Raw genomic sequence first — 24,608 nt, 5'->3', positions numbered from 1 at the left:
ATACCGATAATGTTCTCATGGATGTGAAAACTGCAGTGCGCGTCTTCGACGTGATAAATCTCTTTGCCGAAGTGCGGCAGCCCATGATCTATAGCGAGATCGCGCGTCGAACCGAGATCCCGCTATCGAGTTGTCACGCGCTCCTGCAAACGATGGTGGCTAAGGGCTATCTCTACGCACCGGGCGTGAAGGCCGGCTATTACCCAACGCAACGGCTGTTGCATGTCGCTCGCGACATTTGCAGCGAGGACCCGTTGACGCTGCTGTTCCAGCCGCTGCTCACCTCCCTGCGCGACGCCACCGGCGAGACCGCGGCGCTCGCCACGCTGGCCGGCAACCGCGTCGTCTATCTCGACGTGATGGAGTCGCGCCAGAAAATCCGTTATAGCGACGAGCCTGGCGGCTTCATGTACCTGCATGCCAGCGCGGCGGGCAAGGCTTTGCTCGGCGCCCTTTCCACAGACGCGCGGCGCAAGCTGCTCGACAGTTGCGAGCCCCTGACCGCATCGACCGATGGTTCGGTGATCGACCGGAAGACGCTGGAGGTCGAAGTGGAGCAAGGCGTGAAGAACGGCTGGCATCGCTCGACGGGCGAAAACGTCGAAGACGTGGCCGGACTGGCACGCGGTTTCCTGATTCATGGCGAGGCGTTCGCGCTCGTGATTGGCGGCCCGAAGGCGCGGCTGTTGAAAAACGAACCCCGCGCGATCGAAGCGCTGCTTGAAATTTATGGCCAGATCCCGCCCGCACTGCTCGCGTGACAACGCGCACTGCCGTTCATTGCTTGCGCTCCGAACGGCGAAGCGCACAGGCCAGATCAGCAAAGGAACGTGAAATGCGCTGGAAGAACAAACCCGAAGGATCGAACTGGGGCGACTTCGGCCCCGACGATCAACTCGGCAGGCCGAATCTGATCGGCACGGAACAGGTCCTCAAAGGCGCGCGTGAAATCCGTGCAGGGTTGAGCTTCTGCCTGTCGTTGCCGCTCGACTTTCCCGGCGACAGCAAGCTCAACGTGCGCCGTCATCCCCCCGTGCTACGGCCGACGTTCAAAGACGGCTTGCCCTACGTCAACTTCCCGTTCGCGCGCAACGAAGCGGGCGCGACCGACGTGGTCAGCGACGACCAGGTGCTGTTGAGCCTGCAGTACTCGACGCAATGGGATTCGCTCGCGCACGTGGGCGCACGCTTCGATGCGGACGGCGACGGCGTGCCGGAAAGCGTCTACTACAACGGCTATCGCGCCAATACAGATATCGTCGGGCCGATCGAGTACCGGGCGGACGAAGGCTTCGCGCCACATGCTTGCGGCAGCGAACACAGCCATGCCGACGTGCTCGGCATTGAGAACCTCGCCGTGAAGGGCATGCAGGGTCGCGGCGTACTAGTCGATCTGGTGGCGCACTATGCGCGCGAACATCGAACGGTCGGCTATGACGATCTGATGTTTGCGATCGAAGCCGATCAAGTCGAGATCGAACGCGGCGACATGCTGGTGCTGCGTACCGGCTTCGCCGAGATGGTGCTGGAGATGAATCGCCTGCCTGACGAAAGCGTGCTCAACAGCCACTGCTGCGCACTCGACGGCCGCGACGAACGCCTGCTGCAATGGATCACCGATTCCGGCATCGCCGCGCTCGCTGCGGATAACTACGCAGTGGAACGCTATCCAGCACGCGCACCGGCCAGGCCTGGCGAGCATCCGTTGATGCCACTGCATCACCATTGCCTCTTCAAGCTTGGTTTGCCGCTCGGAGAACTCTGGTACTTGCGCGATCTCGCCGTGTGGCTGCGCGCCAACGGCCGCTCGCATTTCATGCTGACGGCGCCGCCGCTCAGGTTGCCGGGCGCGATGGGTTCGCCAGTTACGCCGATTGCCACCGTCTGAGCCTTTCCTCTTTTATTACCCTGAATCCGAAACATGGCCAAAGAACGAGTTTTGATTACCGGCGGCGCAGCCGGCATCGGCGCGGCATGCGCTGAACGTTGCAAGGCGGACGGTTACGACGTGGTCGTGATCGATCGCGTCGGCGATGGACTGATCGCCGATCTGTCGGACCCGCAGGCAACAGCGGCGGCGCTCGAACGCGCACTCCAAGACGGTCCGATCACACGTCTCGTGAATAACGTCGGCGTCGTGATGCCGGCGAATGCGGAACAGCAATCGCTCGAAGAACTCGAACGCGCATGGGCGCTCAACGTGCGCTGTTCGCTGCAATGCATGCAGGCGTTGTTGCCGGGCATGAAGGCAGAGGGTTTCGGCCGCATCGTGAATATGTCGTCGCGGGCGGCGCTCGGCAAGGAATTGCGCACCGCCTATTCGGCAACCAAAGCCGCATTGATCGGCATGACGCGTGTGTGGGCGCTCGAACTCGGCGCGTTCGGCGTCACCGCCAATGCGATCGGTCCGGGCCCGATCCGCACTGAACTGTTCGATCGCGCGAATCCGCCGGATGCACCGCGCACGCGCGCGATCATCGACAGCGTGCCGGTCAAGCGTGTGGGAACGCCAGAAGACGTCGCGCATGCCGCGTCCTATCTGCTCGATGCACGCAGCGGGTTCGTCACGGGCCAGGTGTTGTACGTGTGCGGCGGCATGACTGTCGGCGTCGCGGGAGTCTGAGCATGGACGCACAGGCTACGCGGCGTGTGGGAATCATCGGTGGTGGGAGTATCGGCATTGCCTTCGCCGTGGTATTCGCGCGGGCCGGCTGGCAAGTGCGTCTATTCGATCCAGCGGCCGAGCGGCGTGAACTTGCGCCGGCCGAAGTCATGCAACGGCTTATCGAGGTGACGCGCTTCGGTCTGCTCGACGAATCCACCCACGATGTAGCAGCACGCGTTGAAATCGTCGCGACTTTAGAAGAAGCAGCGGCTGACGCCGATCTCGTGCAGGAATGCGCACCGGAGCGTGAAGAAATTAAACGTGAGTTGTTCATCGAACTCGATCGCGCTGCGCCGCCGCAAGCGATTCTGGCGAGCGCGTCGTCGTTTCTGGCGACTTCACGCTTTGTCGATGAAACACTGCCGGGTCGTGGCCGGTGCCTCGTCGCTCATCCGGGCAATCCGCCGTATCTGATTCCCGTCGTTGAAATCGTGCCCGCGCCCTTTACCAATGACGACGCCGTTATCCGTGCAATCGGCCTCTTCACCGAGGCCGGCCTCAAGCCGGTGCGCGTCGCGAAAGAAGTGGAAGGTTTCATCTTCAACCGGCTGCAAGGCGCGTTATTGCGCGAAGCGTATTGCCTCGTGCGCGACGGCGTTGCGTCAGTGGACGACGTCGATACCGTCGTACGCGAAGGGCTGGGGTTGCGCTGGTCGGTGATCGGGCCGTTCGAAACCGCCGATCTGAATACGCGCGGCGGCATCGCTTCGCATGCGCAGAAGATGGGACCGTCGTATGCGCGCATGGGCGCGGAGCGCGGCCAGAACGATCCGTGGACGCCGGAACTCGTCGCCGGCGTGGAAGCCGCGCGACGCAGCGCGTTGCCGCTCGAACAGTGGGAACAACGCGTTGCGTGGCGTGACCGCGCATTGATGAGGCTGGCCCGCTATCGCAAGGACTCCGCTCAAAACGATTCATAAGCCACAGCCGGACTCATCCACTGTATCTGCCGTATTCGCAGTATCCGCCGCATGACCCGATAAATACTATTCGACCAAAGCTAGAGACAGTCACATGCAGAAAATTACCGCTTTCTTCACGGAGCTGATGCGCAAGTATCTGCCCGATCCGTTCGTCTTCGCCATCGGCCTCACCCTGCTCACGATGATTCTCGCCGTGCTGGTTCAAGGCCAGGCGGTGAGCGCGCTCACGCTGAGTTGGGGCAAGGGCTTCTGGGCGCTGCTCGCGTTTACGACGCAAATGGCTGTGATTCTCGCAATGGGCTATGTGCTCGCCACCGCACCGCTCACCGAGCGTTTCCTCGATCGACTCGTCGCTCGGGTGCACGATCCGCGCATGGCGGTGATCGTCGCGACGCTCGTTGGCGGTATCGGCAGCTACCTGAACTGGGGCTTCGGTCTGGTGATCGGTGGGATCGTTGCGCGCAAGCTGGCGATGAGCATCAAAGGCGTGCATTACCCGCTGATCATCGCGTCGGCCTATAGCGGCTTTACGATGTACGGTCTCGGTTTGTCGGCGAGTATTCCGGTGCTGATCTCCACCAAGGGTCACCCGATGGAAGCGCAGATGGGTGTGATTCCGCTGTCGGAAACGATTTTCTCGCCTGCGATGCTGATCACGAGCCTCGTCGTCATCATCACACTGCCGCTGCTGAATGCCTGGCTGCATCCCAAACCAGGCCAGCCAGTTACGGAGATCGACCGCGCGTTGAACGACGCGCCCAAAGCAATGGCACCGGCAGTGGATGTCGACGAAAGCAACACGATTGCGAATCGCCTGAACAACAGCCGCCTGCTGAGCTACCTGATCGGCGCCATCGGCGTGGTCTACGTGGTGCTGTACTTCCACGGCGGCGGTTCCATGGACCTGAACCTGATCAACTTCATCATTCTGTTTCTGGGCATCATCCTGCTGGGCACGCCGATTCGCTATGTCGAAAAGCTGAACGAAGGCATTCGCACGATCGGCGGCATCATCCTGCAGTATCCGTTCTATGCGGGCATCATGGCGATCATGGCGTCTTCGGGCCTGGTCAACACGTTCTCGCATTTTTTCGTCAAGATCGCGACGCCTGCGACGTTGCCATTCTGGGGTTTGATCAGTTCGTTTTTCATCAATTTCTTCGCACCTTCGGGCGGCGGTCACTGGGTGATTCAAGGGCCGTTCATGATCGAGGCGGCCAAGTCGATTGGTGCATCGGTAGCACATACCGCGACCGCCGTGATGCTCGGCAATGCATGGAACGATCTGGTCCAGCCGTTCTGGATTCTGCCAGCGCTCGCGCTGTCGAAGCTGAAACTGAAGGACATCATGGGCTATACAGTCATCATGATGTTCTGGATCGGCATCGTGTACACCGTGGCGATTCTCGCCTGGGGTTGAGCAAACATGCGGCCGCCGCAAGGCGGTCTATTCATTCGATGGAGAAGTTCGAATGCTGTATCTCGTTCATATGCAGGTTCAGATTCCTGCCGACGCCGATAAGGCACTCACCGATCGCCTGAAGGCCGAAGAGAAGGCGTTCTCGCAGAAGCTGCAACATGAGGGCACGTGGCGTCATCTTTGGCGCGTGGCCGGACAGTACGCGAATTACAGCGTGTTCGACGTCGAGTCGAACGACGAGCTGCATACGCTGCTCAGTTCGCTGCCGCTGTTTCCGTATATGGTTGTCAACGTTACGCCGCTCGCGCAACATCCGTCCGCTATCGCGCCGAACTGAAGGGAACACGCATGCCCTATATCATCGAAACTTTCGACAAGCCCGGTCACGCCGACGTCCGCACGCGCGAGCGCGAGACGCACCTGGCGTTTCTGGAAAAGAACAAGGCGCTGCTGCTCGCCTGCGGCGCAAAGCTGAACGACGACGGTAGCGGCGCGGGCGGCGGCGTGTATGTCGTCGATCTGGAAACGCGCGAGGAAGCTGAAAAGTTTATTGCCGCCGATCCGTTTTCTCTGGTCGACTTGTTCGAGCGCGTGACGATCACGCGCTGGCGCAAGGCGTATTTCGATGGCGAGTGCTGTCTTTGAGTTAGGCGTATGCGCGTGGGCCCGGCGTTAGTCGTACGGGCTTTTGCATGTTTTTGCGGCCGTGGTTGTCGGTGCTCGGTGCTCGGTGCTCGGTTAGCGATTTAGCCGCTCAATCAGCCAGCGCCGCGCGAATCGCAGCGAGCCACAACGCCACGGCATGCGCACCCGGGTCCGCATAACCGAGCGCGCGATCGCCAACATAACTCGACCGTCCGCGCCGCGGATGCATCAATGCTGTTTGCGCCGCGCCTTCGGTTGCAGCATCGACCGCTGCTTTCAATACCGCATCGAGCCCGTCTTCTGACTTGGCGAGCGCAGCGTGCAATGCATCGGCGGCGGGTTTCAGCGCGTCGACCATCGTGCGATCGCCCGGATGCGCACCGCCTAAATCCATCAATCCAGCGACGCCATCACTAAACGCCGCCGACCACACCCTCGCCGACGATCCACCCTGTTGTTCGAGCGCGACCGCCGCACGCAACAACATCACTGCGTAAAGCGGGCCCGACGTGCCGCCGACCACGCGCCGGACTGTTGCGGACATACTGCGCAACACGGCGCCCGGTGTTGTTTCCGCAGGATAGGTATCGAGTTCATGGAGAATGCCGCGCGCCCCGCGTGACAGACTGATGCCGAGGTCGCCATCGCCGACGCGTTGATCCATGTCGGTCAAGGTGGGTTCGGCTTCGAGCAGGCACGCGCAAACGCCTTCGATCACGTGGCGCAGAGTCGCCTCCCGCGTGAGTGTCGCGCCGTTTGTACGATCGGGCGTAGCAGGTGCGGGCCGCACAGAAACCTGCGCGACGCGCCCGCTCAGCGCAGGCCATGCGCTGGTGTGCGCGGCGGCGTCGAGCCAGCCGAGCCGCTCGTCGTCCACGCGCAGCAATGTCAACGAGACGCCCGACATCTCGAGCGCGCTCAGGAATATACCGGCCCACGCACGTTCGACATGGATGCCGTGTGCCCCCAGATAACGAAGCGCGGACCCGGCCACGATGCTCAATTCGCTCGCAGGCGTGCCACCGAGATTGTTCACCAGCAAAGCCACCCGCGCGCCAGGTTGCAACGACAAGTCGTCGACGATCTTCGCCAGCAGTCTTTCGACGATTGCGTCGGCGGGTTCCAGCGCGCCGCGCTCCACACCGGGTTCGCCATGAATGCCGAGGCCCCATTCGATTTCGCCATCGGCCAGCTCGAAGCCCGGCTTGCCCGCGGCCGGCACCGTGCACGGCGTGAGCGCGACGCCCATTGTGCCGAGCGAGGCGGCCACGTCGCGCGCAATCTGTGCAACCTCGGCTAATGGACGTCCCGCTGCGGCGGCCGCGCCGGCAATCTTGTGAACCAGCACAGTCCCTGCGAGCCCGCGACGACCTACGTGGTCACCGCTCGCCGTCAAGGCGACGTCGTCGGCGACCATCACCATTTCTGTGGGGATACCCTCCGCGCGTGCGATCTCGGCGGAGAGGCCGAAGTTGAAGCGGTCGCCCGTGTAGTTCTTTACGATCAGCAGAACACCCGCGGCGCCGGCTACTGCGTGGATCGCGTCGAGCACGGCGTCCGTGGAGGGCGACGTGAACACCTCGCCCGCTACCGCTGCACTCAGCATGCCATGACCTACGTAGCCGCCATGAGCCGGTTCGTGGCCCGAGCCGCCCCCCGAGATCAACGCGACTTCTCCGCGTGCGGCAACAGCCTCGGCGTCGGCGCGCACGACGATCGTGCTGCCTTGCAACAACAAAAGATTGGGATTGAGCGCCGCGAGTCCGTCGAGCATGTCGGGGACGACTGCGGAGACGTCGTTGATGAGCTTCTTCATTGTGTCAGCATCCTATTAAGCTGCCGGCGCTATGTCGCGAGCTCACGGCAGTTTATGCAGTTGCGGAACCTGAAGGCTCAACTGTACCAAGCATTGGAAGAATGCGACGTGAAGCGGCGGCGGTACTTACGCAAATGCCCCGGCATGCGTGACCGCCATGCGCTAGTGAAAATGCATCGACATGCAGCGAGCGCGCGAATAAATCGCGAACGAGTCAAGCTGTGGCGAAATACAAGCAATACGGAGGGGAGAGACTGGCGGGACGGTCGCACGATGACAATGTGCGCCTAGGAAGCAAGAACATGACAGCAGACGAAAGCTGAACCGCTTTCGTCTGCGTCACTATGCGTTGGTAGGCTCGATTGGATTCGAACCAACGACCCCCACCATGTCAAGGTGGTGCTCTAACCAACTGAGCTACGAGCCTTTAGAGGCGCGAATTATAGAGACTCCGGGAGCGGCGCACAAGTCCCACACGGCAAGTATGTTTACGAGCGGGGGTTCATTGGTTTCGTCGCGCAGTTCGCCGTGCGGTTCCTCAGGCAACTCGCTTCAGTTCGTCGACGCCCACTCGGTCTGCGTATCCAGCGGAAAAACCGGCCGCCTCACGTGTTTGAACTTGAACAGCCCGTAATCCGAACTCGTCACGCCGCGGCTATCGCACTCCACCAACGCTGCGGCGATCGGCACAAAGACCGGGCGGCAGTACATGCGTGATTTGAGCAACAGGAAACGCGCACGGCGCGGATCGATGCCGACGCTCTCGAATACGCCGAGGTCCCATGGTTCGTGCGTGCGCTCGGTTATCACGAGCTTGACCGTGCCGGTGTCGAGTACCGCAGCGCGCCCCATGAACGCACGCTGACCTGTGTAGGTCGGGCCGCTGATGATGTATTCGCCATCGGTCAGCGCACGCACCACACCAGTCACGGCAACCGGTGGCTGCGGGGTCACCGCGCTGCCTGAGACCTTGTTGCCGATCGTCACCGTCACCGTGCTGCCGACGCCCGCCGCCATCAGTGCCGCGACGGCTTGCGGATCGCACAGCGGCCCACTGACGATCCCTTCGAGCTTCTGCCTGAGCGCTTCATCCAGCAGATCCATCGTGTCGCACGTGCCGCCCGACATGCAGTTGTCGCCGTGATCGAGCAATAGCACTGGTTTGTCCGCGCCCTGCGCAAGCGCTGCGGCTTGTGCCACCGACTCCGCCAGCGGCGCGCTGCGATAAACGAAATCCTCGCGCTCGTTCCATATCTGCCGCGCGATGCGTTCCGCCACCGCTTCCGCCTGCTCACGCTCGCCGTTCGCCACCACGACGATGCTGATACACGGCGCCTCGATATCGGCTAGCGAGAAACCGGACAACACCGACGCCGCGAGCATGCCATCGGCCTCTGCTGCACGCGCGGCGTCCACGGCACGTTTCATCGCGCCTTCGGCCGTCGCGCTGCGCAGCGTATGGGTGAGCAACGGCGGTTGGCGCCACGCGATCACCGGCGTCGCCTTGCCGTGGACCAGGTCGAACATCAGACGCGCTGCATGTGCGCCAGTCTCGTACATATCGACATGCGGATAAGTTTTGAAACTGACGATCACGTCGGCGTTATCGATCATCTTTTGCGTGACGTTGCCATGCAAATCGAGTGCAACCGCAATAGGTGCATCAGGCAATGCGGCGCGTACGCGTTCGAGCAGATCGCCCTCACCGTCGTTCGAATTCTCGGCGACCATCGCGCCGTGCAGGTCGAGCATCACGGCATCGCAACCTGTTGCGGCCGCAACGATCGCGTCGCAGATCGCGTCATAAGCGGCGGCCTCGACCCGGCCGCTCGGATTCGCCGATGCGGAAATGGGCGTCACGATCCCGGCATGCTCGCGCTCGGCTGCGTCGATGAACGCGGCCATTGCCGTCTGCATGCCCTTGTTTTCGTTGAACGCGTCTTCGCCGTAGCTCGGGCCGTTGCGGCCGAACGCTGCCAGCGGCGTGGCCACCGGCGAGAACGTGTTGGTCTCGTGATTCATCCTTGCAATCAGGATCTTCATACCTGCGTGCTCCCTGCCGTTTGTGCGGCGTTCAGCATGGCCTGCAACAGAACGTTGCAGCCGGCTTCCAGGTGATCCGCACGCGCATCTTCGATTTCGTTATGGCTAATGCCGTCCTTGCACGGCACAAAGATCATGGCGGCCGGCGCCACGCGCGCGAGGTAGACGGCGTCGTGGCCGGCGCCGCTGATGACATCCATCGACGAAAAACCGAGCGTGTCCGCACCGCGCTGAACTGCGGCGACCAGATCCGCCGCGAACGGTTGGGGTGGGAAATACACCACTTGTTCGACGTCGACGGTGATGCCTGCCTGCTTACCCGCGGCCGCGCAAACAGCGCGTAGCGCGGCATCCATCTCAGAGAGCGAGGCATCGTCGGCTGCCCGCAGATCGACCGTGAGGGTGACGCGGCCAGGAATCACGTTGCGCGAATTCGGATGCACGTCGAGCCAGCCGACCGTCCCGCGTCCATGCGGCGCGTGATCGAGGGCAATGCGATTCACCGCATGAATCAGATCCGCCGCGACGAGCAACGCGTCGCGGCGCAGTTCCATCGGCGTGGGGCCCGCGTGCGCCTCCATGCCGTGCACCGTCACGTCGTACCAGCGTTGGCCTAACGCGCCCTGTACAACGCCAATCGTCACGTCATGCGCCTCCAGCACGGGCCCCTGTTCGATATGCGCTTCAAAGTACGCGCCGACTGCATGGGGCTTGCCGTTTTCGCCCGTATAACCGATTGACGCGAGTGCGTCGCGCACCGAAATGCCCTCGCGATCGCGTTGTTCGAGCGCGTGCTCCAACGTGAACGCACCCGCGAACACGCCTGAGCCCATCATCACCGGCACGAAACGCGAGCCTTCTTCATTGGTCCATACCGCGACTTCCAGCGGTGCGAGCGTCCGTATATTGGCACCGGCCAGTGTGCGCAATACTTCGAGACCGGCCAGCACTCCGTAATTGCCGTCGAATTTACCGCCCGTGGGCTGCGTATCGATGTGGCTGCCGGTCATCACCGGCGGCAGGTCGTCACGCAAACCCGCGCGACGCGCGAAGATATTGCCGATCGCGTCAATTCGCACGCTGCAGCCAATCTCCTTCGCCCACGCTTTAAATAGGTCGCGCGCCTTACGGTCCAGTTCGGTCAACGCGAGCCGGCACACACCGCCTTTATCCGTCGCGCCGATTTGCGCGAGTTGCATGAGACTGTCCCAGAGCCGCCCGCCGTCGATACGCAGATCAGCGAGCGTCCCGGCGGTTGTTGATTCATGAACTTGCATCGATGCTTCCTCTTAGTGAAGACTGCGTACGCGTCAGACGACGCCGACGCCGAGATAACGGTCCTTGATCGAATCGTCGGCGGCGAACGAAGCGTTGCTGCCTTCGTAGACGATCACGCCCTGTTCGATGATGTAGTGGCGATCCGCAAGTTGCGTGCAGACTTCCAGGTTCTGCTCGACCAGCAGAATCGCGACGCCCGCTTCACGAATCAACTTGAGTTGTGCGACGATCTCTTCGACGATCACCGGTGCGAGACCTTCAACCGGTTCGTCGAGCATCAACAGTCGCGGATGATTCATCAACGCGCGACCGATCGCGAGCATCTGCTGTTCGCCGCCGGAGAGTTGCGCGCCACCGTTCGTACGCCGCTCTTTCAGGCGCGGGAAGATTCGGTAGATATCGTCGAGTTGCCAGGGCGAATCCTTGCGCGCGCCGAGCCGCAGATTTTCTTCGACAGTCAGCAGACGAAAGACGCCGCGATGTTCGGGCACGAAGCACACGCCGCGCGAAGCGATCTTGTGCGACGGCATGCCGGCAATTGCATTGCCGTTAAACGTCACCGTACCTTGCAGTGGTGCGATCACACCGGCAATGGCCTTGAGCGTGGTCGACTTACCGGCGCCGTTACGGCCTAACAACGTGACCGTCTCGCCATCGTTGATTTGCAGGGACACACCTTGCAGGATGTGACTCTTACCGTAGAAGCCGTGAATCTGCTGCACGTCGAGAATCATGCGCGGCCTCCGGTGATCATGTTGCCGAGATAGGCGCTGCGTACACGCTCGTCGCCGCGAATATCGTCCGGGCGTCCTTCCACCAGCACGCGCCCTTGCTGCATGACGGTGATCGTGTCCGAGATGTCCATCACAATGCCCATGTTGTGTTCGATCAGCACGACGGTGTAATCGTCGCGCAGGCCACGGATCAGTTGCTTCATGTCCTCGAGGTCGTCGATGCCCATGCCGGAAGTCGGTTCATCCAGAAAGATCGCCTTGGGCCGCGCAGCGAGCGCCATGCCGACCTCAAGCCGCCGCTGCTGACCATGCGACAGCGCGCCCGCAGGCACCTCGCTAAAGCGCTGCAATGCTAGGCGTTCAAGCACACCGTCGACAGTATCCGCATGGGTGAGCGCGCCATGCGGCGGCGTCCACGCGTTCAACGCACGCACCGCGTCGACACCTTGCGCGGCGAGCCGCAGATTCTCGCGCACGCTTAGATTGGCGAACAGGCTCGTCACCTGAAACGAACGCGCGACACCGCGGCGCACGCGTTTATGGTCGGGTTCGCGCGTCACGTCATGGCCGTCGAAGATGATCTTCCCTTCGGTAATGGGCAACGTGCCTGTCAACACGTGAAACAGCGTCGTTTTGCCCGCGCCATTTGGACCGATCACCGAATGCACGGTACGTGGCATGACGCGCAGATTGACTTCGGAGAGCGCCGTGAATTTTCCATACCGCTTCACCACACCGCTCGCTTGCAGAATCGCTTCGCTCATACGCGCTCCCTGGCTGCGCGGTCACCGGTATCGTTGTCAGCATCGGTGGATGCTTTGCGCCGCAGTGCTTGCCAGATTCGTTCGCCCAAACCCCATAGCCCGCGCTGCATGAAAAGGCTAACGGCGATCAGCACGATGCCGAGCAGCAACAGCCAGCGCGGCCACAGCGTGGACAGCCAATCGGCGAACAGCACATAGAACGCCGCGCCTAGCACCGACGCGAACAGATTGCCGGTCCCGCCGATCACGGTCATCACGAGAATCATCTCGCTCGTGTGGTAATCAATGTTGGACAGCGGCGCGATACCGGTCATCAGTGCATGCAACGCGCCAGCGAGGCCCGTCACCGCGCCGGAGATCACGAACGCCATGAGCTTGAAACGTTTGACGTCGTAGCCCACCGCGGCCGCGCGCGCCTCGTTGTCGCGGATCGCCAGCAGCGTGCGGCCGAATACCGAATGCGAGACACGCATTAGCAACCAGAACACCACGAGGAACAGCACGGCCACGAACCCGTAGTACTGCCACGGCGAGGTCAACGGCACGAGTGCTTTGCCGAACAACCCCCGTGCCGGGCGTGGGATGTCGAGCAAGCCGTTGTCGCCACCGGTCAGATCGGGCGTGGTGTAAGCGAGGAAGTAGAAGAGTTGCCCGAATGCGAGCGTCAACATCACGAAGTACGTGCCGCGCTGACGGATCGAAAACCAGCCGACCAGTGCAGCGGCAACTCCGCCGGCCACGATCGCGGCAAAGAGTGCCACGGGTATCGGCATCGCCGTTCTAGTGAGGACAAGGCCCGCGCAATAGCTGCCGAGCCCGAAGAAAATGCCCTGGCCGAACGAGAGCAAGCCCGTGTGGCCGAGCAGCAGATTGCAACCGAGTGCGGCGAGCGCGAACACCAGCACTTCCGTAGCAAGCGATCCGGAGCGCAGCGTGAGAGGCAGCACGCACACGACCAGCAGCGCAAACAACAGGAAGCGATAGCGATGCAACGCGTGTTTCAAGCTACGTTGAGCCGGCCGGGAAGAGGCGGCTTGCACACCAGGTTTCGAGGTATCGATCATGCCGCTCTCCCGAGCAGACCATTCGGGCGTAATAACAGCACCGCGGCCATCGCGACATAGATCATCAACCGCGCGCCCTCCGGCCACAGCGTACTCATCACGCTCTGCACGATTCCAACCAGCAATCCGCCGACGAGCGCCCCCAGAAAATTGCCCATCCCGCCAACCACCACCACAACGAACGCGACGCTGAGCGCCTCGATACCCATGAACGGATCGACGCCGCGAATCGGTGCGGCGAGCACACCCGCCAACGCGGCAGTGGCGGCGCCCAGCGCAAACACCAGACTGAAGACGCGCGTCACGTTGATGCCAAGCAGCGACACCATCTCCGTCGATTCGCTGCCAGCGCGCACCGCGCTACCGAGCCGCGTGCCTTCCAGCACCCACCACAACAGCGCAGCCAATACGGCCGTGAATCCGATCACGAACAGGCGGTACTTCGGATACACGAAGCTGCCCCAGATCACCACGCCGTTCAGCATGTCGGGAACCGGTACATTGTCTCCGAGCGGGCCCCAGATCAGAATCGCGCATTCCTGCACGACGAGAGCAAGGCCGACCGTCACGAGAATATGAAACTCATGCTGTTGTGCGTAGACGTGCCGCAGGATCAGTTTCTCGACAACCCACGCAAGCGCACCGACGACAATCGGCACGACGACGAGTGTGGTCCAGAAATTCATCGACCACTGCATTGCTTGATAGCAGAAATACGCGCCGAGCAGATAGAACGCGCCGTGCGCGAAATTCACGAAGCGCAGCAAGCCGAACACAATCGACAACCCGACCGCGAGCAGGAAATACAGCATCCCCACTCCGATGCCGTTGACGATCTGCAGGAGATAAACGTTCATGGCATCCGTCTAAAGGGTGTGGCGATGGGGTTTCGCTAATGGGCGCGTAGTGCGTGCGGCACTGCGGCACGGACGCATCAGGTCATCTTGCAGCCGGTCTTATCGAGCGGCAGGAACGACTGGCCGGAACTCACGATATCAGCGTAGTCGTCGGCGTTTTTCATCTTGTTCTTCGCCTTGCCCTTCAACAGATAGTAGTTCTTCAGCACCTGATGGTCGCCCTTGCGGACTTCCTCCGGACCGGTCAAGCCGTCATACTTCATACCTTCGAGCGTCGCGATCACTTTCTTTGGATCGACCGTGCCCGCTTTCACAATGCCGTCGAGCAAGATCTTTGTGCAGATGTAAGAACCCGCGAGGCTGTAATTGGGATTGGCCTTGAACGTGGCATTGCTGCGTTTGACGAGATCGTGATTGAGCGGCGAGTCGATGTCATGCCAATACTGTGCGCCGAAATAGACGCCTTCGCACAGGTCTGCCCCGAGCGATTCGAACTGCTCCAGGCCGGAAGCCCACGCAATCATAATCGTGCAATTGTTCTTCATACCGAAGCTCACGGCCTGGCGTAACGTATCGGACGATTGCGACCCGAAGTTGAGAATCAGCAGTACGTCAGGCTTCGCAGCAACGGCATTCGTCAGATAACCGCTGAATTCCTTCTCGTTGAGTGAGTGGTAGCTATTGCCCACATGCTCAATACCCTTCTCCTTGAAAATCGCCTTGGCCGCCGATAGCAAACCATCGCCGAATACGTACTGCGGCGTGATGGTGTACCAGCGCTTTGCTTTCGGCATCATCTGAATCAGCGGGCGCACGGTCTGTTCGATCGCACCGTAGGTCGGCACGGACCAGCGGAAAGTCGCGTCGTTGCAGTCCTTCCCGGTAATTTCATCTGCGCCTGCCGTGGTGATAAAGATTCCGCCGGCCTTCTGCACTTCCTTGCCCATCGCCAAAGCTTCGGAGGACAAAATGCCACCGGCAAAGAAACGCGCATTCTTCTGCTGCGCGATTTCCTGCACGCGACGCACGGCTGTCGCCGGCTTGCCTTCCGTATCGAGCACGGTATAAGCAAGCGGTTGGCCGAGTACCTTACCGTACTGTTCGATCGCGAGCTTCATGCCGAGGTCGGCGTACTTGCCGTTCGCGGCGAACGGGCCCGACATCGGCACCGGACAGGCGAACTGCAGAGCCCCGGCCTGCGCAAAAGCACTACGCGCAACCAACGAGCCCAACGCCCCCGGAACGGCCGACAATGCGGCCAGCTTCAACATATTTCGGCGATTCAAAATGACGCTCCTTAAGAAAGAGACACGCACTGACCGACTGCGAAACTGAAAGACTGCGCGAACGACTGCGAAAGCTTGCTGGCCATCGAAAAGTTTTCCATCACGCCGACTTTATTCTATTTATCATGATAAATAGGTTGGACTCGATCGTAGGTACAATAAATTCGAGTGTCAATAAGGCAAAATTCCTGGCTGCGACGGCACGGTTTCCCGTGCCACGACGGGCCCGTTGAAAGAGCATGCAGGACAAACAGGGAGTAACGAAAATGGCCATGGACCGCGCCAGGGCTGGCGCCGCGATTGAGATCAAGCAGCAAAAGCGCGGCGATCTGGTCGCCGAGGAGATCAAGCGGCTCATTACGGAGAAGGACCTGAAGCCGGGTGACCGCCTGCCGCGCGAGGTGGAACTGCAGCAGCTCTTTTCGGTGAGCAAAAGCACGATTCGCGAGGCGCTGAAGTCGCTCGAGGTACAAGGTCTCATCAAGGTGACCACCGGTCCAAGCGGCGGCGGCATGGTGGTCGAAGTGCCACTCGACCGCACGTTACAGCTCTTGCAGAACTACTTGTTCTTCAAGGATGTCTCGATCGACGACATTTACACCGTGCGTAAATTGCTGGAGCCGGAGTTGGCGGCAGGTGCGGTGCCACATCTGACGGAGCAGGATTTCGAGGCACTCGACGCAAGCATTGCGTGCTGTGATCGACCGGCTTCGTCACATGGAAGACAAGACATCGTGCGACAACGTCAGGAAGACGTGAATTTTCACGACATCCTCGCGGCGGCAAATCCGAATCCGTTTCTGCGCTTCAGTTGCGAACTGATCAACGAAATGATCCGGCAATTGATCGAGTTTCGTAACGACACACCGCAAGTCGAACACGAACGCTTCGGCCTCGCCAACGTAAAGATTCACAAAGCGATCACGAAAGCGGCGCGCGAACGTGACGTGGAAAAGGTGCGCGAGTTAATGGTGGTCCACATGACCGAAGCACCACGCTATGTGAAGCGGATGAAGGGCAAGCTGCGCGGCCGGCTGATTCTCGATTCGGAGATTCGCCGGCGCGTCAGGGCGCGTAGTGTGGCGCCGGCTGATGAGACGGAGGAAGAGTGAGCCGGATTCAGCAAGACGCGGCGGCCGCAAGCCACCGCACACTCTGCTGACTAATTTTGCTGACTCACCGAAATCAGACCGTTGACCCGGAAACGATCCAGAAACTGGAAGCGCGCCGTGCCCTCTTCGGGTCCAGCCTGGATAACCGCACCTAGTCGCATAGTCTGGCTGCCCGCTCCCGCATACTGCGGCCATTGCGGCAGGCCGGCTCCGTTCGGATTCCCCGTACGGGCGAAGTTTGTCCAGTACGACTGCATCGCGTTGGATACTGACATATCCTGACTGCTCGCCGTGACCGCCCCTTTAGCGGGAAAATTGCCGAATACATAGGCCACGTCCGTCGAGTGCGTGGCGATTGGGTTGTACGCCGAGGTCTGTTCAAAGTGGTAGACGAACACCGGCGAATGGCCGGTCTTCTGCTGCTGCGTGACCCAACCCCACGTCTGGTACTTGATGACCTGATCGCCAATCAGCACTTGAGCCGACTGCACCGCCTCGGCAACCGACGAAGCCGGATAGAGTTGAAGGAAGCTCGCCAGATTCGCGACGCCGAATTCAGCCGACGCAGCATCGGTGTAAGCCTGAACACTGGTGTTCGGCAACGCGCGATTGAAAAACGCCAGGCCTTCGTCGGCATTCCAGCCGGCGAGCAACGGTACGTCGTTCTGGCGTCCATTCATGAAGCGGACGTAGGGATTTTCAGGCAACACATAACCGTCGACGATCGGCGAATAGTTAGTCAACCCGGGATCGGTCGCAAAGGTCCAGTTGGTCGCATTCTCCAGAGCCAGCGCGGGGACGGCTCTCAGCTTGTCGAGCGTGTCGGCGTTGAACTGAGTGCCCAACGCGATGCCCATCGTCTGAGCGTTGGCGTAGGACTTCATTTCACCGTGTTCACTTTCCCAGAATGCGCCACTCTCCCCGATAGCTTTCTGGAACAGACCGGTAGCAAGTGGCGACGCCATCAGCAAGCCCACCGAATGAGAGCCCGCCGATTCGCCGAACACGGTCACGTTAGCCGGGTCACCGCCGAACGCAGCGATGTTGTTCTTCACCCACGTGAGCGCCGCGATCTGATCCTCGATACCGTACATCCCTGACTTGTGACCATTCGACTCGGCGTCGAGATCCGGTCTCGACAGGTGACCGAAAACGCCGAGTCGATAATTCAGCGTCACCAGCACCACACCTTTCTTCGCCAGTGCGGTGCCGTCCAGCGAGTCGTCCGACGCCGTGCCGAACTGAAAACCACCACCGTGAATCCACACCATCACCGGCAATTTGGCGCCGCGCGTTTTCGCACCGCTCCAGACGTTCAGGTAAAGGCAGTCCTCGCTGACGTTCGCCGTCGCGATCGGACCGCCCATGGCCGCCGCGGCCCAGCATTTCGCGCCGAACGTGGTCGCATTCCGCACGCCGCTCCATGGCTGCACCGCTTGCGGTTCCTTCCAGCGTAGATTACCCACTGGCGCGGCCGCGTAGGGAATCCCCCTGAAGCTGACGATACCCGACGCGTCCGCGGGATTGCCCACGAGACTGCCTGAGGCGATCGTCACGTTGTTGTTTAACGGCGCGGCCGACTGTTCGGGCGTCACATCGTTGCTACCGCAACCGCCCAATACGATGGCGATGAACGATATTGCAGCGCCGCGGCGCAGTGTTGTTGTGCGAGGCATTGAGTGTTGTCTCCGTTGTATTGGCGAATCACGAGCGTCCGCTAACTGCTCTTTAGAATGAGTGCTTGATCCCCGCCATGACGCCGAGTTGTCCAATACCGGCGGCCGGCGTGGTGCCGGGGCCACCCTGACTCAGCGTATAGCGCGCCTTCGCGCTATTGAACAGATACCCGCTTTGCAGATAGACGCTGGTCCGCTTCGACAGCAGATAGGTGCCGCGCAGTGCGGTCAAGGTACCGCGCGTGTCCTGCTTTGTATCGACGGTCCGGTACACGCCACCGTCCAGCACCACAGCAGGCGTCACGTAGTACGTAGCGGTCAGATAAAAGATATCCGTATGCACGTCGGGCAACGCGGGGGCGACCGTTTCAACACGACGTCCCAGCCAGCCGCCGCCCACTTTCAACTGTCCCGCTTTGATGTAGCCGTTCAATTGCGTGCGCACATCCTTATCGCCGCTGTTGGTCAGCGCGATCGGTGCGATACCGTTGAAGATATTCGCAGCAGCGCCCGGACCACCGCGCTGTTCGTCATACGATGCCGCAACGCCGAAAAAACTCGCGTCATAGCGAAGCAGTGCTGACCATTGTCGGCAAGCCTGAGAATTTCCGGGAATCGATCCTGCGCAGGTGCCCTGACCGGGTGAGTTGCCGGTACCGGCCGAGTCGCGGCCAAACGAATAGGTCGCACCAACCGTGAGCCCACCGAATGTGCCCTTGTATGCGACCGTGTTATCACTGCGCGCGTTCGGGATATACGCATCAATCGATCCGACACCACCGTAAATATCCGGTCCAAGCGCGTCGGAATCGGCGATGGCCCAGAAGGTCATCGTGTACTGGCGACCAAAAGTAAGTGCGCCGTACTGGTTGGTCAATCCGACCCACGCCTGCCGGCCGAATAGTCGACCACCCTGGTTGACGTCGCCGGCCCTCGTGTTGAAGCCATCTTCCAATGTGAAGATCGCGGCGAGTCCACCACCCAGGTCCTCCCTGCCACGGAGCCCCCAGCGTGACGGCATCGAGCCGGTAATGCCCGGCATGCGGATGACCTTGTCGCCAGCGGCATCGGCATGCGTCACCAGCTCGATCCCGGTGTCGATAATCCCGTAAAGCGTGACGCTGCTCTGGGCATGAACGGAACCGCTGATGGCGAGCGCGGCGGCTGCGGCAATCGTTTTGTATTTCATGTCTCCGAACCTGATCGTTGATTTTTTATGGCTGAATTGAGCTTTACATGACGTCAGCTATCGTCATGGTTCCATGTTGCAGGCAAAGTTACCCAGCCCGTCCGAGGTCCATTTGATAAAGTCCGGACCACAACGCGCAGTTACCGGAATGTCAGGCCTGTGCGGTGTCTGTACCACGATAGAACCAGCCGTTAGCAAGCATCGCGACACCCGCAATGACCACGGGCGCGGCAAACGCGACGAACGCAGCCTCGACAGAATGAAATGCAGCCAGCAGAACACCGCCTGTCATCGAGCCGATGATCGAGCCGATACGGCCGACCCCGAGCGCCCAGCTCACGCCGGTGGCGCGTGCGGCAGTCGTATAGAAGCCGGCGACGAGCACATTGGCGCCGGTCTGTGCCCCAGACAGCCCGAGCCCTGCCATGAAGACGGTCGCATAGACCCACGTGGGTTCGTTGATCGAGAAGCCAATCAACCCGATCGAAACAGCAGCCACGGCGTAGGAGCCGGCCAGCACGAAGAACGGATTCACGCGGTCCATCAGGCGTGCATTGATCAGCGCGCCGATGGTGCCGCCCAACGGCAACATGGCGCCGACACGCGCGGCGTGCGCAGCATCGATACCTGCGCTGGTGATGACAGTCGGCAGCCAGCTGCTGACCTGGTAGTAGACCCAGAGCGTGCAGAAAAACGCCAGCCACAACAGCAAGGTGCCGCTGCGATAACGACGGCTGAACAGCGTCCCGATCGCCGTTTCGCGGGCCGCACCGGTCTTGGCGTCTTCGGGTATCACCTGCTCGAAAGGCGTATCTGGGTCTCCCGTCAACCGCCTGAGAACCTGACGCGCTTCCCGCTCATAACGCGGCTTGCCTGCCATGAAGCGAAGTGATTCAGGCATCCAGAGCCAGACAACTGGCGTGAGCAGCAACGGAAACAGGCCACCGAAAATGAATACGCCCGGCCAGCCGAAGCTCGGAATCAGTAATGCCGCGACTGCACCCCCGAAGGCCAGCCCAAGCGTGAAGCCGCAGAACATCAGCGTGACCAGTAATGCGCGGCTGCGCGCCGGACTGAACTCGGACGACAATGTGATCGCATTCGGCATAGCGCCGCCCAAACCCGCGCCCGTAGCGAAACGCAGCACAATCAGCCATATCGGCGACGGTGCATAAGCGCACCCGAAGCTGCCGATGCCGAACAGCACCAGCGAGATCGTAATGACGCGCTTGCGTCCGATGCGATCGGCAAGCGGCCCGAACAGGAAACTACCGATCGTCAGGCCAAATAGCCCTGCGCCGAAAATCGGGCCCAGCTGAGCTGGACTCAGTGACCATGCTTTCTTTAGCAAGGGCGCTACATAACCCACCGAGGCGACATCGAAACCGTCGGCCGCGACAACGAAAAAACACAGGATCAGCGTGAGAATTTGTAGCGGTGACGTCTTTCTGTCGTCCACCAGGTTATGAGGCGTAATTGCTTGCGCATGCATTTTTGTCTCCAAATATTGGGTTCGCTTTGGTGCGAAACTATTTCTGATTTATGCGGTATATCTTTTTATTTCGAATATCTTTGCGTCGCTTGTTTTTTGACGCTGGTTTGAGTTCGCTATGCCGCAGACGGATAAGCGACATCTGTCGATGAAGCAATGCCTTCCGGCGCGCGTCCCACCGCCCTCAATGCAGCGCTCTCAAAGCTGGTATTCAACACGTCACCGCGCCATGCAACATGCTGGTCTGGTCGTATCAGGACGAAAGCAGCCTTATAGAGTTCCGCGATGTGCACATCATCGATATGAACGACAGTGAGATCCGGAAGCGTTACTTTTGCGCGATGAAGGGGACCCTCGCATTGCCCTTCGGCACTGGCGCCGGCGCTACCCGTGCAGAGCAATGTGAAACCGGCCCCGAAACGATCGTACAGAGAGGCGCCATCGGCGAGCCACGCATGCGGTGCACGATGACCGGGCCGCGCGGATGGCACGTAAAGGTTCGCGGTATCAGGCGATTGAGGACCTGGTTCCGCCTCGACAAGCGGTGACGACTCGTAGCGCGTGCCCAGGTGAACACCTGGAATCACGAATTCGGCCGTGGCATGAAACGCGAGGTAATCGCCCACTGCAGCGCGCGCTGCTTCACCGCTTGCACCGTTCACATGAGTCTCAGCAGGCACCTGTAAATGGCCAATGCTGTCGGCGAATCCGCGTGCGAACGCGGTGTTTCTCAGTGCGGCGGGACGGCGTTCGGCTTCGTAGCTAATGGCGAGCGCTTCGCCCGCGATGCCCTTGATCATTGCCTCGAGTTTCCAGGCGAGATTCGCCGCGTCTTCAATCCCCGTGTTGTAACCAAGGCCGCCTGTGGGCGTGAAGAGATGGGCCGCATCGCCGGCGAGGAACACCCGGCCAACGGAGAACTGTTCCGCGACCAGCGTGAAACCCGCGGTCCACGTCGAACTGCTTTTCAACTCAAAAGGGATGTCGGCACCGATCGCTTCAGCGATACGCCGTCTAACACTTTCGTCGTCGGGCACTTCATCGTCGCGCATCTGCACGTTCATGATGAAATGACCTTTACCGTCGACTGCGATGATCAGCGCACGTTGCTTCTGGCTGAATGTCCAGTACTGCCAGGCAGGAGCGTGCGGGCTAACGCGATAGATATCCGGAGCGTAAAAGTATACGGCGGACATCTGCCCACCCATGAATTCCCGCTTTTCGCCGGCGACACCTTCGTACCGCACGCCCAATGATTTGCGCACGAAACTGCGCGGGCCGTCACAGCCGATCAGATAGCGCGCGGTAACGGTCCGCGTTTGTGCTGGACGTGCAGCGGTTGCATCCATTTCGATAGTCACCTCGACCGCCTCGTCGTTTTGCGAAAACTCAACGACGGTGGCACTGAAATGCACACGGCAGGTGGTATTGCTACGCGCCACATTCAGCAGAACAGGCTCGACATAGAGTTGTGAGCAGCGGTGCGGCGGCTCAGCCGTCGCCCACGTAAACGAGTGTGCTTTGGCCCACTCCACGGCATCACGCGATGCGGGCTGCGAAAGGCGAGCCAGCTCATGACCCACGATCGACGTGAAGTAAGCGACATCCGGCGCGTAGTCGCGCGGCAAACCCAGCGAACGAACGGTGGAGGAAATGCCGATACGGCGGAAATGTTCCATTGTCCGTGCGCTATTGGCGTTCGCGGCGGGATGTGTACTGGTGCCAGGCTTGCAGTCGAATACTTCGACGCTAATGCCACGCTGCCCAAGCTCAGCAGCTAAAAACAGCCCAACTGGGCCGCCGCCCACGATGATTACGTCGCAGTCCACCACTTCCGTCTCCTATCCTTTTGTGTCCGTGGTGGGACAGTAAACGTCGACGCTGTATAAATCTATACAATGACTTTCATATTAATTATGAATCTGGTGCATAGATGACGCCACCCGACCTTAACTTCCTGTATGTCATTCAAGCGCTGGCCGATGAGCGAAGCGTGTCACGAGCCGCAGACCGGTTAGGTCTCACACAACCGGCGGTGAGTCATGCGCTCGGGAAACTACGCACGCTGTTTCAGGACGATCTGTTCGTCCGCGCCGGTTCTGTGATGGCGCCGACACCAGTTGGCGAACGTCTGATCGAAGGTGTTGCGCACGTGCTGAACGTCGTGCAACAGGAAATCTGGAGTGCGAAATCATTCGATGCCAGCACGTCCACCCGCACGTTCTCGGTTTGCCTGAGCGACATGGGTGTGATCGTGCTGCTGCCGAGGCTGCTGGCAGCGCTGCGCGAACGTGCACCGCTGGCTTCACTGAAGCCGATTCAGGTACCGTCCCTCGAACTCGCAAGCGCGCTTCAGGACGGCGCCGTGGATCTGGCAATCGGCTATCTCGGCAAGCTCGGAGAGAATCTTCGTCAGCAACCGCTATTTCGCCGGTCGCTGGTCGGCATCGTCCGAGGCGGCAAGACGCGCAAGAAAGTGCGCATGACGCTCGAGCAATTCATGGAGAGAAAGCATGTGGTCGCCGGCACGTTAGCACTGACCAATCAACTGCTCGAGAAAGAATTGAGGCGCCACGGCGCGCGCTTGAAAATCGGCGTGGATGTGCCGTACCTGCTGGCGGTACCGAGTCTCGTGGCGACGTCAGACTTTGTCGCGGCCGTACCGGACGAGCTCGCGGATCTGTTCGCCCGGCTTGCCGATGTCGACGTGTTTGAGCTACCGATCGAACTGCCCGATCTGACCGTGCAACAGTTCTGGCACGCCCGGTATCACAATGACGCGGGACATCGATGGTTCCGAGGGTTGGTCAACGAAACATTGCGACAGGATAGCGGGAAAACGAAAGTCAGCAGGCGAGCGGAATGAAAGCTTAGGCGCGTGAGGTGTGCCACGGTAGCGCGGTGCACCTCGACAGCGACGTGCCCGAAGGCGACACCATCACGTCATATCTGCGATCGGCTGCTTGCCAGGCAACCGCTTGTCCCCGCAAAACGGCCGGCTGCCGGGCCTGACGGCCGGTTAGCGTGCGATTGGCGCGACGGGGCCTCAACCTTTTGCCGCCCGCGCCGTTATTGCATCTGCACAGGCATAAACATTGGACCTTCATGGCACAAGCTATCCCATTTTCCCGTAACGCCGGCGTGGCGCGTGCACGGCATGCCAAGGCGATGCTGCTGCCGATCGCCCGGCAGATCGCCGACGACCTCGCTCTGCGCGTACATCTGGCACTCGACGCCTTGCGCCGCGGCGCCGGCAGCACGAGCGACGCGCAAACACTCACGCAAGTCATGCTCCTGGCGGGATTTCTGGCTGAGTCTGGCTTCGGCTCGGTGACCGGCGAGCAACTCGGCGCGGCAGAGGGCGCGGTGTCGACGGTTTTCGATATCGGCCGTGAGACCGGCGAGTGGAGATTGGACAGCGCAGGTTTCGCGCTTTTCGCCGAAATCGCAACAAATTACGATCGGCAGTTGCACAGCGCGCCCCTTTGGGCGATCACCGATGCCAGCGAACGACTCGACCGCTTTGCCGCAGGCTTGTCGTATCAGATGCCGATGCGGAAACGGGCTTAGCGGGATGGGATAACGTAGGTCGGCGGGGGTCCCCCGTCGGCTATTTTTCGGCAATACTGTGCGTTTTCGCTGCT

The 24,608-nt window shown here is 60.7% G+C and carries 22 protein-coding genes and 1 tRNA gene; 10 read left to right on the top strand and 13 right to left on the bottom strand.

The annotated features are described in order from the left end of the window. Nucleotides 1-17 precede the first annotated feature (17 nt). The 7 genes from PQR40_RS33710 to PQR40_RS33680 all read left to right on the top strand — a co-directional run bounded on the left by PQR40_RS33710 (nt 18) and on the right by PQR40_RS33680 (nt 5,653). A complete protein-coding gene (locus PQR40_RS33710; RefSeq protein WP_408219793.1) occupies nt 18-761 on the top strand; it encodes an IclR family transcriptional regulator in 744 nt (247 codons plus the stop codon). A 74-nt stretch (nt 762-835) separates the two neighbouring features. Beyond that, complete coding sequence (locus PQR40_RS33705; protein WP_408240230.1) at nt 836-1,888, top strand: cyclase family protein; 1,053 nt, start codon at nt 836-838, stop codon at nt 1,886-1,888. A gap of 33 nt (nt 1,889-1,921) precedes the next feature. After that, nucleotides 1,922-2,623: an SDR family oxidoreductase gene (locus tag PQR40_RS33700; protein WP_408510742.1), complete on the top strand. Its 702-nt coding sequence runs from the start codon at nt 1,922-1,924 to the stop codon at nt 2,621-2,623. A gap of 2 nt (nt 2,624-2,625) precedes the next feature. Further along, nucleotides 2,626-3,585 carry a 3-hydroxyacyl-CoA dehydrogenase gene (locus PQR40_RS33695; protein WP_408240224.1) on the top strand — a complete coding sequence of 320 codons (960 nt, stop codon included), beginning with the start codon at nt 2,626-2,628 and terminating at the stop codon, nt 3,583-3,585. Nucleotides 3,586-3,679: 94 nt separating this feature from the next. Continuing rightward, nucleotides 3,680-5,008 (top strand): short-chain fatty acid transporter, encoded by a 1,329-nt coding sequence (locus PQR40_RS33690; RefSeq protein WP_408240221.1) that lies wholly within the window; start codon nt 3,680-3,682, stop codon nt 5,006-5,008. 52 nt (nt 5,009-5,060) lie between these two features. Next, the gene (gene catC, locus PQR40_RS33685; RefSeq protein WP_408240218.1) at nt 5,061-5,345 is read left to right on the top strand and encodes a muconolactone Delta-isomerase; all 285 of its coding nucleotides are present in this window, start codon (nt 5,061-5,063) and stop codon (nt 5,343-5,345) included. A gap of 11 nt (nt 5,346-5,356) precedes the next feature. After that, entirely contained in the window at nt 5,357-5,653 is a 297-nt protein-coding gene (locus PQR40_RS33680) for a YciI family protein (protein WP_325046042.1), read from the top strand. A 109-nt stretch (nt 5,654-5,762) separates the two neighbouring features. Here the strand turns inward: PQR40_RS33680 and dhaL are convergent, their stop codons facing one another. The 9 genes from dhaL to PQR40_RS33635 form a co-directional block, all read right to left on the bottom strand. Continuing rightward, nucleotides 5,763-7,469 carry a dihydroxyacetone kinase subunit DhaL gene (gene dhaL, locus PQR40_RS33675; protein WP_408393582.1) on the bottom strand — a complete coding sequence of 569 codons (1,707 nt, stop codon included), beginning with the start codon at nt 7,467-7,469 and terminating at the stop codon, nt 5,763-5,765. 350 nt (nt 7,470-7,819) lie between these two features. Further along, nucleotides 7,820-7,896: transfer RNA gene (locus tag PQR40_RS33670), tRNA-Val, on the bottom strand. Nucleotides 7,897-8,021: 125 nt separating this feature from the next. Then, nucleotides 8,022-9,512, bottom strand: coding sequence for a M81 family metallopeptidase (locus PQR40_RS33665; RefSeq protein ID WP_408240212.1), 1,491 nt, complete (start codon nt 9,510-9,512; stop codon nt 8,022-8,024). Then, nucleotides 9,509-10,789, bottom strand: coding sequence for a Zn-dependent hydrolase (locus tag PQR40_RS33660; protein WP_408240209.1), 1,281 nt, complete (start codon nt 10,787-10,789; stop codon nt 9,509-9,511). Before PQR40_RS33660 ends, PQR40_RS33665 begins: the two co-directional genes overlap by 4 nt. A gap of 33 nt (nt 10,790-10,822) precedes the next feature. After that, on the bottom strand, nt 10,823-11,524 hold the full coding sequence (locus tag PQR40_RS33655) for an ABC transporter ATP-binding protein (RefSeq protein ID WP_408240206.1): 702 nt from the start codon (nt 11,522-11,524) through the stop codon (nt 10,823-10,825). Next, nucleotides 11,521-12,288, bottom strand: a complete 768-nt coding sequence (locus PQR40_RS33650; RefSeq protein WP_408240203.1) for an ABC transporter ATP-binding protein — start codon at nt 12,286-12,288, stop codon at nt 11,521-11,523. The genes PQR40_RS33655 and PQR40_RS33650 overlap by 4 nt, the downstream gene beginning before the upstream one ends. Next, the gene (locus PQR40_RS33645) at nt 12,285-13,352 is read right to left on the bottom strand and encodes a branched-chain amino acid ABC transporter permease (RefSeq protein ID WP_408510741.1); all 1,068 of its coding nucleotides are present in this window, start codon (nt 13,350-13,352) and stop codon (nt 12,285-12,287) included. The genes PQR40_RS33650 and PQR40_RS33645 overlap by 4 nt, the downstream gene beginning before the upstream one ends. Further along, nucleotides 13,349-14,209 (bottom strand): branched-chain amino acid ABC transporter permease, encoded by an 861-nt coding sequence (locus tag PQR40_RS33640; protein ID WP_408393585.1) that lies wholly within the window; start codon nt 14,207-14,209, stop codon nt 13,349-13,351. The genes PQR40_RS33645 and PQR40_RS33640 overlap by 4 nt, the downstream gene beginning before the upstream one ends. Nucleotides 14,210-14,286: 77 nt before the next feature. Next, entirely contained in the window at nt 14,287-15,495 is a 1,209-nt protein-coding gene (locus tag PQR40_RS33635) for an ABC transporter substrate-binding protein (RefSeq protein ID WP_408240196.1), read from the bottom strand. A 266-nt stretch (nt 15,496-15,761) separates the two neighbouring features. Between PQR40_RS33635 and PQR40_RS33630 the strand changes: the two genes are divergently transcribed. Beyond that, complete coding sequence (locus PQR40_RS33630; protein WP_408240193.1) at nt 15,762-16,607, top strand: FadR/GntR family transcriptional regulator; 846 nt, start codon at nt 15,762-15,764, stop codon at nt 16,605-16,607. Nucleotides 16,608-16,657: 50 nt separating this feature from the next. On the opposite strand, the gene PQR40_RS33625 is transcribed toward PQR40_RS33630, so the two are convergent. From PQR40_RS33625 to PQR40_RS33610, 4 genes are all read right to left on the bottom strand, one after another. Beyond that, complete coding sequence (locus PQR40_RS33625) at nt 16,658-18,283, bottom strand: carboxylesterase/lipase family protein (RefSeq protein ID WP_408240190.1); 1,626 nt, start codon at nt 18,281-18,283, stop codon at nt 16,658-16,660. A 52-nt stretch (nt 18,284-18,335) separates the two neighbouring features. After that, nucleotides 18,336-19,472 carry a porin gene (locus tag PQR40_RS33620; protein ID WP_408336064.1) on the bottom strand — a complete coding sequence of 379 codons (1,137 nt, stop codon included), beginning with the start codon at nt 19,470-19,472 and terminating at the stop codon, nt 18,336-18,338. Between the two features lie 151 nt (nt 19,473-19,623). Beyond that, nucleotides 19,624-20,964: an MFS transporter gene (locus PQR40_RS33615; protein ID WP_408510740.1), complete on the bottom strand. Its 1,341-nt coding sequence runs from the start codon at nt 20,962-20,964 to the stop codon at nt 19,624-19,626. A 116-nt stretch (nt 20,965-21,080) separates the two neighbouring features. Then, complete coding sequence (locus PQR40_RS33610) at nt 21,081-22,793, bottom strand: FAD-dependent monooxygenase (protein WP_408510739.1); 1,713 nt, start codon at nt 22,791-22,793, stop codon at nt 21,081-21,083. A 104-nt stretch (nt 22,794-22,897) separates the two neighbouring features. Between PQR40_RS33610 and PQR40_RS33605 the strand changes: the two genes are divergently transcribed. Further along, a complete protein-coding gene (locus PQR40_RS33605) occupies nt 22,898-23,830 on the top strand; it encodes a LysR family transcriptional regulator (protein ID WP_408510738.1) in 933 nt (310 codons plus the stop codon). Nucleotides 23,831-24,069: 239 nt separating this feature from the next. Further along, nucleotides 24,070-24,534 carry a hypothetical protein gene (locus tag PQR40_RS33600; protein ID WP_408240176.1) on the top strand — a complete coding sequence of 155 codons (465 nt, stop codon included), beginning with the start codon at nt 24,070-24,072 and terminating at the stop codon, nt 24,532-24,534. Nucleotides 24,535-24,608 lie beyond the last annotated feature (74 nt).

Source organism: Paraburkholderia sediminicola, from assembly GCF_046026855.1.
GTDB classification, from domain to species: domain Bacteria; phylum Pseudomonadota; class Gammaproteobacteria; order Burkholderiales; family Burkholderiaceae; genus Paraburkholderia; species Paraburkholderia sediminicola_A.
The sequence above is the reverse complement of the archived record's forward strand: the minus strand, read 5'-3'. Positions and strand labels throughout refer to the sequence as shown.